This is a genomic window from Saccharopolyspora cebuensis (genome assembly GCF_039542665.1).
In the GTDB taxonomy this organism is placed as follows: Bacteria; Actinomycetota; Actinomycetes; order Mycobacteriales; family Pseudonocardiaceae; genus Saccharopolyspora; species Saccharopolyspora cebuensis.
Map to the genome: position 1 here is coordinate 80772 of NZ_BAABII010000001.1, position 14761 is coordinate 95532.

Consider the following 14761-nt stretch of genomic DNA (forward strand, 5'->3'; position numbering starts at 1 on the left):
CCACGAGTCGATCGTCAATGCTCCATTGCGGGCACGACCCCCGAAGGTCGCCCCACCCGTTCGAGAACGAGGTGAGGGGCACCCTTGTCCCAGTAACTTGGGCAAGGGTGCCCCTCACTCAGCTCACGAACGGGTGGACGTGCCGGATCGGGCTGCTCCGGACGTCCTGGGTGTCCGGGTTCGCCACCGGGGGCGGGTTCAGCGGAAGTGCGGTGGGCCGCCTTCCTGGGCGCGGGTCCTGGCGTCCTCGTCGAGCAGGAAGTCGGGGAGTTGCGGCTCGTCGTCGTAGAGCCGGTGGAACACCGGGGTCAGCGCCCCGGACATCGGCGGCACGATCCAGGACCAGTCCACCGGGCAGCGGCGACCGGCCGACTCCTCCCGGGAGAGGTGGGTGAGGAACCGGCGGGTCTCGGTGTGGTGATCGGTGATCGTCACACCCGCCTGCTGGTAGGAGTGCAGCACCGCGCGGTTGAGCTCCACCAGCGCGCGGTCCCGCCACAGCGTGTCGTCGCGCGAGGTGTCCAGCCCGAGCCGCTCGGCGACCAGCGGGACCAGGTCGTAGCGGTCGACGTCGGCGAAGTTGCGGGCACCGATCTCGGTACCCATGTACCAGCCGTTGAACGGCGCCGCCGGGTAGGAGACGCCGCCGATGCTGAGCCGCATGTGGCTGATCACCGGGACCGCGTGCCAGCGCAGGCCGAGTTCGCGGAACCAGGGCAGCTCGGGTGCGTCATCGGCACGGTGAGCACCGCGCTCGGGGGCAGCGCGAACATGTGCGGCCCCTCCTCGGCGGTCTCCACCACCAGCGGCAGCACGTCGAACGGGGTGCGCCGGTCCGGGGGCCGCCAACCGAAGCCCAGCACCGCGGAGGTGAACCGGCGGTACCGGGGATCGCCGCGGACCGAGCCGTCCGGCGCTTCGTACCCGGCGTAGCGGATGAGCTGCTCGTTCCAGATCCGCGGCGCCGGGCGCTGCGGGGTCTCCGGCGGGAACACGCTGATCACCGGCCGGACCTTGCCGCCGTTGCCCGCCATCCGCAGGTGCTGCACGCAGTGCGCGGCGACCCCGGCGACGCTGCGCACGTCGCGCAGGTCCCGCACCTTCAGGCTGCGCCAGTACAACCGGCCGACGCAGCGGGCGCTGTTGCGCCACGCCACCCGGGCGCCGAAGGCCAGCTCCTCCGGGGTGTGCCAGTACGTGCCGGTGGTCCCGACCTCGTAGCGCATCCGGTCCAGCCGCGCCCGCAACGAACCGGAACCCGGGTTCTCGGCGTGGAACAGGCGCAGGAACTCCTCGGCCTCGTCGACGTCCGCGGGCGGCGGCGCGGACCGCGCGGGCGGCCGGACCGCGCGCAGCCGCCTGGTCGGTTGCGAGGCACCGGCGTGTCCCGAGAAGACGGATTCGGGAGCGTCCCCGCTGACCCTGAACACGGATCACACCCTAGCCCGACCAGGATGATCTTGGCATCCGGGCGACGATCAGGAGGCGACGGTGGGCAGCGTGGGGGCGGTGACGTCGTAGACCCGGCCCTCGCGGGTCAGCAGCGGCGGCAGGATCGCCGCCTTGTGCTCGTTGGCCTCGGCCGCCCCCCAGTGCACCTCGCGGTCCCCGGTGAGCCGCAGGTGCACGTCACCCGGGCGCTCGGCGACCACGGCGGTGACCTCGGCGCGCACCTGCGGGGGCAGGGCCAGCAGCACGCTGAGCGCGGCGGTGGTGGTCGGATCGTCCTGGGCGACCCGCGCGACCCGCAGCTCGGGCAGGCCCGGCGGGGCCGCCGGCACCGCCTCGAACGGCATCCCGCCCGGACCGACGAGCCGGATCGCCTCGCGCGCCACCACGTAGGCCACCGCGACCCGGTCGGTGACGGCGACCTCGACGGTGCTCGGCCAGGACAGCGACACCTCGGCCGAGGCGACGGTGGGCCGCCGCTCCAGCCGGGCCCGCACCTGCTCGGTGTCGACCTGGAGCATCGGGGTGCCCGGCGGCACGCCCGCGGCGTCCACGACCTGCTGCCGGGTCAGGTCCGTCTCGCCGACCACCCGGATCGAGCGCACGCCGAGCAGCGGGGTGGAGTAGAGCAGCACGACGAGGACGGTGATCACCGCCAGCGCCAGCAGCACCGGCCAGCGCCGCCGCGCCGCGGGACGACCGCCGCGCACCGGGCGCCGTCCGGTGCGGCGGGCACCCGGTCGGGCCCCGCCACCGCGCCGCGTCGCCGTGCCCGCCATCAGGCCTCCGCGACGACGCGCTCGACCTCGGAGATGATCTCCTCGCCCAGCATCGTGACGTCCCCGGCGCCCATCGTCAGCACCAGGTCGCCGGGGCGCGCCAGCGCCGCCACCCGGGGCGCCGCCGCGGTGAACGAGGGTTCGTAGTGCACCTTCTCCGGCGGCAGCGGCACCGCGTCGGCGATCAGCTCACCGGTCACGCCCGGCTGCGGCTCCTCGCGGGCGCCGTAGACGTCGAGCACCACGACCTCGTCGGCCAGGCCGAGCGCGGTCGCGAACTCGGGGGCGAACGCGGCCGTGCGGGAGTACAGGTGCGGCTGGAACACCACCACCAGCCGTCCGTCGCCGACCACCGGGCGGGCGGCGCGCAACTGCGCGTCCACCTCGGTCGGGTGGTGCGCGTAGTCGTCGTAGACGGTGACGCCGCGGGCGCTGCCCTTGAACTCGAAGCGGCGGCGCACCCCGCCGAAGGCGGCCAGGCCGTCGAGCAGGTCCGCCAGCGGGGCGCCCAGCTCCAGCCCGGCCAGCAGCGCGGCCACCGCGTTGCCCGCCATGTGCTCGCCGGGCACCGAGACCTGCACGTCGATCCGGTCCGCGTCCGCCTCGGCGCCGACCAGCTCGACGGTGCCGACCCCGGCGCCGCGCTGCGGCCGGTAGCCGACCAGCCGCGCGTCGCCCTCGCCGGTGACCGAGCGGCCGTAGCGCCGCACCCGCCGCCCCGCCGCCGCGGCGCGGTCGGCCAGCCGCGCCGCGCCCGGGTCGTCGGCGTTGGCGATGAGCACGCCGTCCGCGGTGATCCGCTCCAGGAACTCGTCGAAGACCGCGATGTAGGCCTCGGCGCTGCCGTGGTGGTCCAGGTGGTCGGGCTCGACGTTGGTCACCACCGCGACCGAGGGCTCGTAGCACAGGAACGAGCCGTCGCTCTCGTCCGCCTCGGCCACGAAGATGCCGCCGTCGCCGTGGTGCGCGTTGGCGCCGGATTCGTTGAGATCGCCGCCGATGGCGAACGACGGGTCCTTCCGGCAGTGCTGGAGCGCCACGGTGAGCATCGAGGTGGTGGAGGTCTTGCCGTGGGTGCCCGCCACGCAGGCCACCCGGTCCCCGGCCATCAGCGCGGCCAGCGCCTCGGCCCGGCGCAGCACGGTGATCCCGCGCCGCCCCGCCTCGACCAGCTCCGGGTTGTCCGGGCGGATCGCCGTGGAGACCACCACCGCCGTCGGGTCGGTGTCGAACAGGTCGAGGTTCGCGGCCTCGTGGCCGAGCCCGATCCGGGCGCCCTGCGCGCGCAGCCCCAGCACGGTGCGCGAATCCCGCGCGTCCGAACCGGACACCTCGTGGCCGCGGGCCAGCAGGATGCGGGCGATGCCGCTCATCCCGGCGCCGCCGATGCCGACCAGGTGCGCCCGGGCCAGCACGTCCTCGGTCCGCGGCGTCATCGCCCGACCACCTCCAGCACGGTCCGCGCCAGCACCTCGTCGGCCTCCCGGTGGCCGCTGCCCTGCGTCGCGCGGCTCATCTCCTGCAACCGCTGGGCGTCGCGGGCCAGCGGCAGCACCTCGTCGATCACCCGCTGCACGGTCATCTCCTCGTCCGGGACCAGCCGGGCGCCGCCCGCGGCGACCACCGGCTGCGCGTTGAGCGCCTGCTCGCCGTTGCCGTGCGGCAGCGGGACGAACACCGCGGGCAGGCCGACCGCCGAGACCTCGGCGACGGTCATCGCCCCGGACCGGCACACGATCAGGTCCGCCGCGGCGTAGGCCAGGTCCATCCGCTCCAGGTACGGCACCGCGTTGTACACCGGCGAACCCGGGACCTGCTGCAACGCCACGGTGTTCTTCGGCCCGTGCGCGTGCAGCACGCCGACCCCGGCGCTGCCCAGCGCCTGCGCCGCACCGGAGAACGCGGTGTTGAGGGTGCGCGCGCCCTGGGAACCGCCAGTCACCAGGATCGTCGGGGCGTGCGGGTGCAGCCCGAAGTGCGCCCGCGCCTGGGCGCGCAGCGCGTGCCGGTCCAGCCGGGTGATCGACTCCCGCAGCGGGATGCCGATCACCCGGGCGTCCGGCAGCCCGCTGTCCGGGGTCGCCGCCAGCACCCGCTCGGCGAACTTCGCGCCGACCTTGTTGGCCAGCCCGGCGCGCGCGTTCGCCTCGTGCACCACGATCGGCACCCGGCCGCGCGCGGCGAGGTAGGCGGGCAGCGACACGTAGCCGCCGAAGCCGACCACCACGTCGGCGCCGACCCGGTCCAGCACGTCGCGGGTCCGCTTGACCGACTCGCGGACCTTCAGCGGCAGCTTCAGCAGTTCCGGGCTGGGCTTGCGCGGCATCGGCACCGGCGGGACCAGCTCCAGCGGGTAGCCGCGCGCGGGCACCAGCCGGTTCTCCAGGCCGCGCTCGGTGCCCAGCGCGGTCACCCGCGCGTCCGGCCGCAGCCGCCGCACCGCGTCGGCCAGCGCCAGCGCCGGTTCCACGTGCCCGGCGGTGCCGCCGCCGGCGACCACCACCGACAGCGTCCGGCCCGGCACGGCGTCCTGCGGATCGTGGGCCGGCCACTGCGGGGCCTGCGAAGCCGGGATCGGCCCTCCGGCGCCCCGGTCGATCCGGACCGTCTCGTCCCCGCTCAACGGTGTCCTCCTCGTGTCTGCGCCCGGGATCCCGGGCCGTTGCGCGTTCCGCGCGCTCGCGTCGTCGAACCCCGGCGGGCGCCCGCGGTGCCGGAGCTCTTGGCCCCGGGGCGGCTCGGCGGGGTGGATTGCCTCGGCCGCCGCCTGCCCGGCGGCCGGTACGGCGCCGGGGTGGGCAGCCGCAGCAGCCTGCCGACCCGGCCCGGTCCCAAAGACCGTAGCGCGGCGATCGCCTCCGGCTCGTGCCGGGCGAAGTTGGCCAGCAGCCCGAACACCAGCATCGTGGTGACCACCGACGACCCGCCGGAGGAGATCAGCGGCAGCGGCAGCCCGGTGGTCGGCAGCAGGCCCACCACGTAGCCGATGTTGATCACGGCCTGCCCCACCAGCCAGGTGGTCAGCGTCGCCGACAGCAGCCGGATGAACGGGTCGGTGTTGCGGGTGGCGATCCGCATCCCGGCGTAGGCGGTGGTGCCGTACAGCACCAGCACCATCAGGCAGCCGACGAAGCCGAGCTCCTCGCCGATCACCGCGAAGATGAAGTCGTTGTGCACGTTGGGCAGGTACTGCCACTTCGACCAGCCCTGCCCGAGCCCGCGGCCGAACAGCCCGCCGTCGGCCAGCGCGAACCGGGCCTGCATCGCCTGGTACCCGCTGCCGCTGGGATCGCCGGTCGGGTCCAGGAAGCTGGTCAGCCGCGCCAGCCGGTACTCGGCGACCATCGCCAGCACCACCACGGCGGTGATCCCGCCGAGCAGCATCACGCCGAACATCCGCAGCGGCGCCCCGGCGAACCACAGCAGCGCGGCCAGCACGATGAAGAGGGTGACCGTGGAGCCGAGGTCGGGTTGCAGCACCACCAGCGCGAACATCAGCAGCGCCGCGGGCACCACCGGGACCAGCAGGTGCCGGTACTGGGTCAGCAGCGCCCGCTTGGTGACCAGCACGTGCGCGCCCCACACCGCGAGCGCGATCTTGGCGAACTCGACCGGCTGGAACGACACCCCGACGTAGAACCAGCTCTGCGCGCCGTTGATCTCGGTGCCCAGCGGGGTCAGCACCAGCACCAGCAGCACCAGGCAGGCCACCATCACGGGCAGGCTGATCCGCCGCAGCAGCTTCACCGGCACGCGCAGCGCGGCGTAGAAGAAGACCAGCCCGGCCAGGCAGTACAGCACCTGCTTGCCGAACACGCTGTAGGACGACCCGGCGGAGGTGAACGAGTCCACGCTGGACGCCGACAGCACCATCACCAGCCCGAAGACGGTGAGCAGCCCGAACACCGCCAGCAGCAGGTGGAACGAGGCGAGCGGGCGGGTCAGCCACGCGGTCAGCGGGGACAGCACCGTCCGGGCGGCGCGGCGCGGTCCGGGCCGCTTGTCCCGCGGGCGCGGCGCGCGGGCGGGTGCGGTGGCGGTGGGCACGATCGCGTCACCCGCCGTGGACCGTCGCCGCCGCTTCGGCCAGCACGGTCCGCGCCGCGTCGGCGAACGCCCGGCCGCGGTGGGCGTAGTCGGTGAACATGTCCATCGAGGCGGCGGCGGGCGCGAGCAGGACCACCGAGCCGGGTCGCGCGAACCCGCTCGCCAGCCGAACGGCGTGCAACATGCCCGCATCGTCCCCCGAAAGGACCTCCCGCACCGGCACATCCGGGGCGTGTCGGGCCACCGCGGCGGCGAACCGGTCGCGGTCCTGACCGATCAGCACCACCGCGTCCAGCCGGTCGGCGTGGGCGGCGACCAGCTCGTCCACCTCGGCGCCCTTGAGCAAGCCGCCCGCGATCCAGACCACGCGCGGGTGCGCGCGCAGCGCGGCGGCGGCGGCGTGCGGGTTGGTCGCCTTGGAATCGTCCACGTAGGTCACCCCGCCGCCCTCGCCGACCGGGACCGAGCGGTGCGCGCCGGGCTCGAAGGCGCGCAGCCCGGCGGCCACCGCCTCCGGCGGCACGCCGTAGGCGCGGGCCAGCGCGGCGGCGGCCAGCGCGTTGGCGACGTTGTGCGGTCCGGCCGGGTGGACGTCGGCGAGCTCGGCCAGCGGCACCGCCCCGGCCGGGTCGAACGCCCGGTCCACCAGGTGCGTGCCGGACGGGCCGAGCTGACCGGGGCCCGGCTCGGCGAGGGTGTAGGAGACCCGGCGCGCCGCACCGGCCGCGTCCTCGGCCAGCCGGGTCGACCAGTCGTCGTCGGCGTTGGCCACCGCGACCGCGTTGCCCCGGTACACCCGGGCCTTCGCGGCGCCGTAGGCGGTCAGCGACCCGTGCCAGTCCAGGTGGTCCTCGGCCAGGTTGAGCACGACGGAGGCCAGCGGGGCGACCGAGTCCGACCAGTGGAGCTGGAAGCTGGACAGCTCCACCGCGAGCACCCGGTGCCCGGCCCGCACCGCGTCCACCACCGGGAGCCCGACGTTGCCGCAGGCGACGACGTCGACCCCGGCCTGGCGCAGCACCGACTCCAGCATCCCGACCGTGGTGGTCTTGCCGTTGGTGCCGGTCACCGCCAGCCAGGTGGCGGGCTCCGCCTTATCCCGGTCCAGCCGCCAGGCCAGCTCCACCTCGCCGATCACCTCGACCCCGGCCGCCACCGCGGCGGCGAGCAGCGGGGCGTCGGGCCGCCAGCCGGGGCTGGTGACGACCAGGTCGGCGCCCGCGGGCGGCGCGGTCAGGCCGGGGACCAGCCGGGCGCCCTGGACCTGCAACGACGCCAGCGCGGCGAGGCGGTCGGCGGAGGAGTCGGTGACGGTCACCTCGGCACCCGCCGCCAGCAGCGCCTCGGCCGCCGACCGGCCGGACACCCCGGCACCGGCCACCAGCACGTCACGTCCTTCGAACCCCACCGCAGAAGCCTCCCCGCCGCGTCGTGGTCCGGGGCGGGCGCCCGGGACCGGGCGCCCGCCACCGCTAGATGTACTCACCGACCTCGGACAGCCAGTCCGCGTAGAACAGGCCGAGGCCGAACATGCAGGTGATCGCGGCCAGCACCCAGAACCGGATGATCACGGTGGTCTCCGCCCACCCGGCGAGCTCGAAGTGGTGGTGGAACGGGGCCATCCGGAACAGCCGTCGCCGGGTCGTGCGGAACACCGCGATCTGCAGCACCACCGACAGCGCCTCGACGACGAACAGCCCGCCGACGATGATCATCAGCAGCTCGGTGCGGGTGACCATCGACAGCCCGGCCAGCAGACCGCCGATGGCCAGCGACCCGGTGTCGCCCATGAAGATCTTCGCCGGGGCGGCGTTCCACCACAGGAACCCGACGCAGGCGCCCATCGCCGCCGCCGCGACGACCGCGATGTCCTGCGGGTCGCGGACGGTGTAGCAGCCGGGCATCGGCCCCACCGCCGCGGTGCAGGAGTTGCGGAGCTGCCAGAACGAGATGACCACGTAGGTGGCCAGCACCATCGCGGCGGTGCCGCCCGCGAGGCCGTCCATGCCGTCGGTGAAGTTGACCGCGTTCGACCAGCCGCTGATCGCGACGTAGGCGAAGATGACGAACCCGACCGCGCCGAAGGACACCACCGCGATGTCCCGGACGAACGACAGGTGCACCGACGCGGGCGTGATGTCGTGCTGGTTGGCGAACTGCAGCGCCAGGATCGCGAACAGCACCGCGGCGACGAGCTGGCCGACCAGCTTCGCGGTCTTGTTCAGCCCGAGGTTGCGCTGCTTGCGGATCTTGATGAAGTCGTCGATGAACCCGACGATGCCCAGCGCCGTGGTCAGCCCCAGCACCAGCAGGCCGGACACGCTCGGCAGCTCCCCGGCCACCGTCAGGTGGGTGACCAGGTAGCCCGCCCACATGGCGACCAGGATCGCCACGCCGCCCATCGTCGGGGTGCCGCGCTTGGCCGCGTGCTGGCCCTGGACCTCCTCGCGGATCTCCTGGCCGAAGCCCTGCTTGGAGAAGACGCGGATCAGGTACGGGGTGAACAGGATCGAGACGACCAGCGCCACCGCGGCGGCGACCAGGATGGGCCTCACGCCACCCCTCCGTTCCGGTCGCCGTCCAGCAGGGCGTCGGCGACCCGCCACAGCCCGACCGAGTTCGACGCCTTGGTCAGCACCACGTCACCGGAACGCAGCTCGGCGCGCAGCAGCGCGACGGCCGCATCGACGTCCGGCACCAGAACCGACTCCTCTCCCCAGGATCCTTCCAGCGACGCGGCCTGGTGCATCACCCCGGCCTGCTCGCCGACGACGACCAGCTTGTCGATGTTGAGCCGCACGACGAGCCGTCCGATCTCGTCGTGGGCCTCGGCCTCGGACTCCCCGAGCTCGGCCATCGCGCCCAGCACCGCCCAGCCGCGACCGGGCCGGCCCCGGGTCATCGCGGCCAGCGTCTTGAGCGCCGCGCGCACCGACTCCGGGTTGGCGTTGTAGGCGTCGTTGACGACGGTGACGCCGTCGGCGGTCTCGCCGACCTCCATCCGCCGGGCCGAGACCCGCCGCACCCCGCCGAGCCGCTCGGCGACCTGCTCCACGGTGGCCCCGAGCTCCAGGGCGATGGCGGCGGCGGTCAGCGCGTTGGCCACCTGGTGCTCGCCGAACAGCGGCAGCGCCACCCGGGCCGAGCCCTGCTCGGTCACCAGCGTGAACGTGGGCCGGGCCAGCTCGTCGACCTCGACGTCGACGGCCCGGACCTGCGCGTTCGGGCTCTCCCCGACCAGCACCACCCGGGCGGCGGTGCGCTCGGCCATCGCCGCCACCAGCGGGTCGTCGGCGTTGAGCACCGCGACGCCGTCGGCGGGCAGCGCCTCCACCAGTTCACCCTTGGCCCGCGCGATGTCCTCCTGGGAGCCGAACTCGCCGACGTGCGCGTGCCCGACGTTGAGCACGGCGCCGATGCGCGGCGGGGCGATCTCGCAGAGGTGCGCGATGTGCCCCATGCCGCGCGCGGACTTCTCCAGCACCAGGTGCCGGGTCCGCTCGTCGGTGCGCAGCGCGGTCCAGGGGTGCCCGAGCTCGTTGTTGAACGAGCCCGGCGGGGCCACCACGGGCCCCAGCGGTTCCAGGAGCTGCGCGATCAGGTCCTTGGTCGAGGTCTTGCCGGACGAGCCGGTCACCCCGACCACGGTCAGGTCGGGCAGCCGGTCGACCACCGCCCGGGCCAGCGCGCCCAGCGCCGCGAGCACCGCCGCGCCCGAACCGTCCGCGTCCCCGGCCAGCGCCATCGCGCCGGACCCGTCCGCACCCGCCACCGGCGGCACGATCACCGCCGGGGCGTCGACCTCGCGCGCGGCGAGCACGCCGACCGCGCCGCCGGCCACCGCCCGCGCCGCGAAGTCGTGCCCGTCGACGCGTTCACCCGGTACTGCCACGAACAGCCCGCCGGTGCCGACCTCGCGGGAGTCGAACTCCACGCTGCCGGTCACCAGTTCCGAACCGTCCGCACGATGAAGCCTGCCGCCCACCGCTTCCGCGATGTCGGCGAGGCTGAGCCGGATCACCTTGCCTCCTCGTCGCCCTGCCCCCGACGCCCTTCGGTTTGCCGTTGCGACCCCTCGTCGAGTCGCCTGCGCAGCGCGGCGGCCAGCTCCTCCCGGTCGGAGAAGGGGTGCACCACGCCCGCCACTTCCTGTCCCGTCTCGTGGCCCTTGCCCGCGACGACGACGATGTCGCCGGGTCCGGCGCGCCGCACCGCCTCCGCGATGGCCTCGCGCCGGTCCCCGATCTCGATCACTTCACCACGTTCGCCCTCGGGCACGTCACGGGCACCCCCGATCATGGCCCGCCGGATCTCGGCCGGGTCCTCGCTGCGCGGGTTGTCGTCGGTGACGACGAGCAGCTCCGCGCGCCGGGCGGCGGCCTCGCCCATCAGCGGTCGCTTGGCGACGTCGCGGTCGCCGCCGCAGCCCAGCACCACCAGGACGTCGCCCTCGGCCTGGGCGCGCGCGGCGTCGAGCACCGCCGAGACCGCGCCGGGTTTGTGCGAGTAGTCGACCACGGCGGTGAAGTCCTGCCCGAGGGCCACGCGCTCCATCCGGCCGGGCACGTCGACCTCGGCGAGCCCGCGCTCGATGGCCCAGGTCGGCACCCCGGCGGCGTGCAGCATGCCGATCGCCAGCAGCGCGTTGGCGATGTTGAACCAGCCGGGCAGCCGCAGCCGGATCGGCAGCGCGAGGCCGTCCGGACCGTGCGCGGTGAACGTCTGCTCGCCGGTCGGGTGCGCCCGCACCCCGGTGGCGGTCCAGGAGCCCTCGCCCGCGGTCGCGACCGTGATCGTGTCGTCGGTGACCAGGCGGTGGCCCCACTCGGTGTCGGTGCAGACCACCTCGCGCCGGGAACGGCCGTCGAACAGCAGCGCCTTGGCCTGGAAGTAGTCCTCCAGGTCGCGGTGGAAGTCCAGGTGGTCCTGGGACAGGTTGGTGAAGCCGCCGACGGCGAAGCGGGTGCCCGCGACCCGGTGCAGGGCCAGCGCGTGGCTGGAGACCTCCATCGGCACGTAGGTGACGCCCTGCTCGACCATCACGGCGAGCAGCGCCTGCAGGTCCGGGGCCTCCGGCGTGGTGAAGGCGCTGTCCAGCCGCTCCCCGGCGATGCGGGTCTCCACGGTGCCGACCAGCCCGGTGGTGAACCCGGCGGCCCGCAGCCCGGCCTCCAGCAGGTAGGTCGTGGTGGTCTTGCCCGAGGTGCCGGTGATCCCGAGGACGTTGAGCCGCTGCGAGGGGTTGCCGTAGATCCGGGCCGCCGCGCCGCCGAGGACGCCGCGCGGGTCGTCGTGCACCAGCAGCGCCACGTCACCGCCGAGCACCGCGGGATGCTCGCTCAACCCGGCCCGGTGCACGCCCGCCTGATCGGTGAGCACCGCCACCGCGCCGGCGTCGAGCGCCTGGGCGGCGAAGTCGGCGCCGTGCACGCGGGTTCCCGGCAGCGCGGCGAACAGGTCGCCGGGGCGCACGTGCTGGGCGCGCAGGGTCGCCCCGGTCACCCGCGCGGCAGCGCCATGACCTGGGACGCGGACGAGTTGCGCGCCGATCGTGTCGGCGAGCTGGTCGATCTCCACCGGCTCCACCCCGAGCGGGCGGGGCGGGGCTGTCGCTACCGCGGAAGGCACGTCGCGTGAGGCTACCGGTCGCTCATGAGGAGCATTCCTCATGGTCGGCTGCCCGCTGGCTTCGGCCATCGCTTGCTCCGTTCGGCGTAGAGCGGGGGTGCCGAGACCCGGTCGCCCGGCGCTCCCGGTGGTGATCCGCCGTGCTCGCCGGCGCGGTCGGCCTCCGGCCGACCACAGCACGGATCGGCCGCCGCCGCAGCGCGCGCCGCGCGTGTGGGCGACCGCGCCGCCCTCCCACCCGTCCGCGTGAACGGCACCGCATCGCGCCCGGTCCGCACCGGACCCGGCGACGGTCCGGAACCGGGGAACCACCCGGATGCCCGCCCGGTTGCGGCGCAACGAGCGATGGCGCGACCCGCGACGCGTCGAATAGGTTCCCCGGTTAAGGATTTTCGCTCCCCGAGGAGGTTTCGTGGATCTTCGTCGAAGCGGTCGGGTGCTCGCCGCGGGTGCGCTCGGCGCGGCGCTGGCGCTCTCGCCCACCGCGGCGCAGGCCGTTCCGGCGGCGCCGCCGGACCTCGCGGCGCACCGGGTGGCGGACGGCACCGCGCACGGTGCCGTGGCGTGGTTCCGGCAGCACGCGGGCGATGCGTCCTACGAGGGCTACTGCGAAACGGCGGTGGAGCGCGCCTACGGCACCAGCGGGGTCTGGCCGTCGGCGAACGCGCACTGGCAGGCGGCGCTGGACACCGGCGCCGCGCACCCGGGCCACCGGAACCCGCCGCCGGGCGCCTTCGTGTTCTGGAACTCCGGGGAGTGGGGCCACGTGGGCGTCGCCGACGGCGCGGGCGGCTTCCACTCGACCTCGATCGGCGGGGCGATCGGGCACGCGGCCGGTCTCGACCACTTCGCGGGCTACCTCGGGTGGAGCGACCCGGCGGTCCCCGCGAGGCCGTGAGCCGCGGGGCCCGGAGGCGCGGCCGGGCCCCGCACCGGCACCGGCCCACGGCGGCCCATCACCCGTTCGATACGTGAGTGAGGGGCACCCTTGCCCAAGTTACTTGGACAAGGGTGCCCCTCACCTCGGAATCCGCTCCGGTCAGTGGCCGTCCCGGGGGACGTAGGAGCCCGAGCCGCCGACCAGGAAGTCCAGGTCGGCGCCGTCGGAGGCCTGGAGCACGTGGTCGACGTAGAGCCGCGGCCAGCCGCGCGGGTACGGGTTCTCCGGGGCCTGCCAGGCCGCCCGCCTGCGGGCCAGCTCGTCCTCGTCGACCTCCAGGTCCAGCCGCCGCTCGGCGGCGTCGATGCTGATCAGGTCGCCGTCCCGGACCAGCGCCAGCGGTCCGCCCGCCGCGGCCTCCGGGGTGACGTGCAGGATCACGGTGCCGTAGGCGGTGCCGCTCATCCGGCCGTCGGAGATCCGGACCATGTCGTCGATGTCCCGGTCGAGCAGCTTCTTGGGCACCGGCACGTTGGCCACCTCGGGCATCCCCGGGTAGCCCTTCGGACCGGCGTTGCGGATGATCAGCACGGTGTTCTCGTCGATGTCGAGATCGGGGTCCTTGCACACCGCGTAGTAGTCGTCGACGTCCTCGAAGACCCGCGCCGGACCGCGGTGGCGCAGCAGCCGGGGCGAGGCGGCCGACTGCTTGACCACCGCGCCGCCGGGGGCCAGGGAGCCGCGCAGCACGGCGGTGCCGGTGCCGACGGCCTGGAACGGCTCGTCGAACGGGGTGATCACGTCCCGGTCGTGCACCTCGGCGTCGGCGATGTTCTCGGCGACCGTCGCGCCGCTGACGGTGTTCACCGCGCCGTCGATCAGCCCGCCCAGCTCCTTCATCACCGCGGGCAGCCCGCCCGCGTAGCAGAAGTCCTCCATCAGGTACTTCCCGCTGGGCGCCAGGTTCACCAGGGTCGGGACCTCGCGGGTGTCGGCGTCGAAGTCGTCGATGCTCAGGTCCACCCCGACCCGCTTGGCGATGGCGATCAGGTGCACCACCGCGTTGGTGGAGCCGCCGATCGCGGCGTTGACCCGGATGGCGTTGCGGAACGCCTCGCGGGTCAGCAGGTCGGAGGGCTTGACGTCGGCGTCGACCAGCTCGACGGCCCGCTGCCCGGTGCGCTGGGCGGTGGCGTAGCGCCGGGCGTCCACCGCGGGCCAGGAGGCGGCGTAGGGGAGCTGCATCCCGAGCCCCTCGACGATGCAGGCCATCGTCGAGGCGGTGCCCATCGTCATGCAGTGCCCGTTGGAGCGGGACATGCAGCTCTCGATGAAGTAGCACTCCTCCTGGGTGATCCGGCCCGCGACGAGGTCCTCCTCGGCCTTCCAGACCGCGGTGCCGGAGCCGACCTCGGTGCCCCGGTACTTGCCGTTGAGCATCGGGCCGCCGGTGAGCATCACCGTCGGCAGGTCCACGCTCGAAGCGGCCATCAGCAGCCCGGGCGTGGTCTTGTCGCAGCCGGACAGCAGCACCAGACCGTCGAGCGGGTTGGCCCGGATGGTCTCCTCGGCCTGCATGGCCAGCAGGTTGCGGTAGAGCATCGCCGTCGGGCGCAGCAGCGTCTCGCCCAGCGCCATGTTCGGGAACTCCAGCGGGAACCCGCCCGCCTGCCACACCCCGCGCTTGACCGACTCGGCGAGCCGCTGCTGGTGGGCGTTGCAGGGCGCCAGCTCCGACCAGGTGGTCCCGATGCCGATCACCGGCCGCCCGTCGAACACCTCGTCGCTGTAACCCTGGTTCTTCACCCAGGAGCGGGCCGTCATCCCGGCTCGCCCGAACGCTCCGAACCACTCCGCGCTGCGCCGCGCCATCAGCCCTCTCCCTCGCCGCCGTGGGGCTCGACCGGGGCGAACGTAACCAGCTCTCCGGCACCGGGCGCAAGAGATATCCGCGATTTCGAACAATGGTTGCAGTATC

The 14761-nt window shown here is 74.3% G+C and carries 10 protein-coding genes and 1 pseudogene; 1 reads left to right on the forward strand and 10 read right to left on the reverse strand.

The window, feature by feature from the left end:
* Positions 1–198 precede the first annotated feature (198 nt).
* The 9 genes and pseudogenes from ABD976_RS00360 to ABD976_RS00400 all read right to left on the reverse strand — a co-directional run bounded on the left by ABD976_RS00360 (position 199) and on the right by ABD976_RS00400 (position 11945).
* Positions 199–1430, reverse strand: a pseudogene (locus ABD976_RS00360) (nitric oxide synthase oxygenase).
* Positions 1431–1478: 48 nt separating this feature from the next.
* Positions 1479–2228, reverse strand: coding sequence for a cell division protein FtsQ/DivIB (locus ABD976_RS00365; RefSeq protein WP_345355179.1), 750 nt, complete (start codon positions 2226–2228; stop codon positions 1479–1481).
* Positions 2228–3664: a UDP-N-acetylmuramate--L-alanine ligase gene (gene murC / locus ABD976_RS00370; RefSeq protein WP_345355182.1), complete on the reverse strand. Its 1437-nt coding sequence runs from the start codon at positions 3662–3664 to the stop codon at positions 2228–2230. Before murC ends, ABD976_RS00365 begins: the two co-directional genes overlap by 1 nt.
* Entirely contained in the window at positions 3661–4731 is a 1071-nt protein-coding gene (gene murG, locus ABD976_RS00375) for an undecaprenyldiphospho-muramoylpentapeptide beta-N-acetylglucosaminyltransferase (RefSeq protein ID WP_369775370.1), read from the reverse strand. The genes murC and murG overlap by 4 nt, the downstream gene beginning before the upstream one ends.
* Positions 4732–4847: 116 nt before the next feature.
* The gene (ftsW, locus tag ABD976_RS00380) at positions 4848–6275 is read right to left on the reverse strand and encodes a putative lipid II flippase FtsW (RefSeq protein WP_369775369.1); all 1428 of its coding nucleotides are present in this window, start codon (positions 6273–6275) and stop codon (positions 4848–4850) included.
* Positions 6276–6282: 7 nt separating this feature from the next.
* Positions 6283–7683 (reverse strand): UDP-N-acetylmuramoyl-L-alanine--D-glutamate ligase, encoded by a 1401-nt coding sequence (gene murD / locus ABD976_RS00385; RefSeq protein WP_345355185.1) that lies wholly within the window; start codon positions 7681–7683, stop codon positions 6283–6285.
* Positions 7684–7747: 64 nt separating this feature from the next.
* A complete protein-coding gene (mraY, locus tag ABD976_RS00390) occupies positions 7748–8830 on the reverse strand; it encodes a phospho-N-acetylmuramoyl-pentapeptide-transferase (protein WP_345355188.1) in 1083 nt (360 codons plus the stop codon).
* Positions 8827–10296, reverse strand: coding sequence for a UDP-N-acetylmuramoyl-tripeptide--D-alanyl-D-alanine ligase (locus ABD976_RS00395; RefSeq protein ID WP_345355191.1), 1470 nt, complete (start codon positions 10294–10296; stop codon positions 8827–8829). Before ABD976_RS00395 ends, mraY begins: the two co-directional genes overlap by 4 nt.
* Positions 10293–11945 carry a UDP-N-acetylmuramoyl-L-alanyl-D-glutamate--2,6-diaminopimelate ligase gene (locus ABD976_RS00400; RefSeq protein WP_345355667.1) on the reverse strand — a complete coding sequence of 551 codons (1653 nt, stop codon included), beginning with the start codon at positions 11943–11945 and terminating at the stop codon, positions 10293–10295. The genes ABD976_RS00395 and ABD976_RS00400 overlap by 4 nt, the downstream gene beginning before the upstream one ends.
* A 370-nt stretch (positions 11946–12315) precedes the next feature.
* Here ABD976_RS00400 and ABD976_RS00405 point away from each other — a divergent pair, with 370 nt between their 5' ends.
* On the forward strand, positions 12316–12801 hold the full coding sequence (locus ABD976_RS00405; protein WP_345355194.1) for a CHAP domain-containing protein: 486 nt from the start codon (positions 12316–12318) through the stop codon (positions 12799–12801).
* A gap of 141 nt (positions 12802–12942) precedes the next feature.
* Here ABD976_RS00405 and ABD976_RS00410 read toward each other — a convergent pair whose 3' ends face one another.
* Entirely contained in the window at positions 12943–14655 is a 1713-nt protein-coding gene (locus tag ABD976_RS00410; protein WP_345355197.1) for an IlvD/Edd family dehydratase, read from the reverse strand.
* Between the last annotated feature and the right edge of the window lie 106 nt (positions 14656–14761).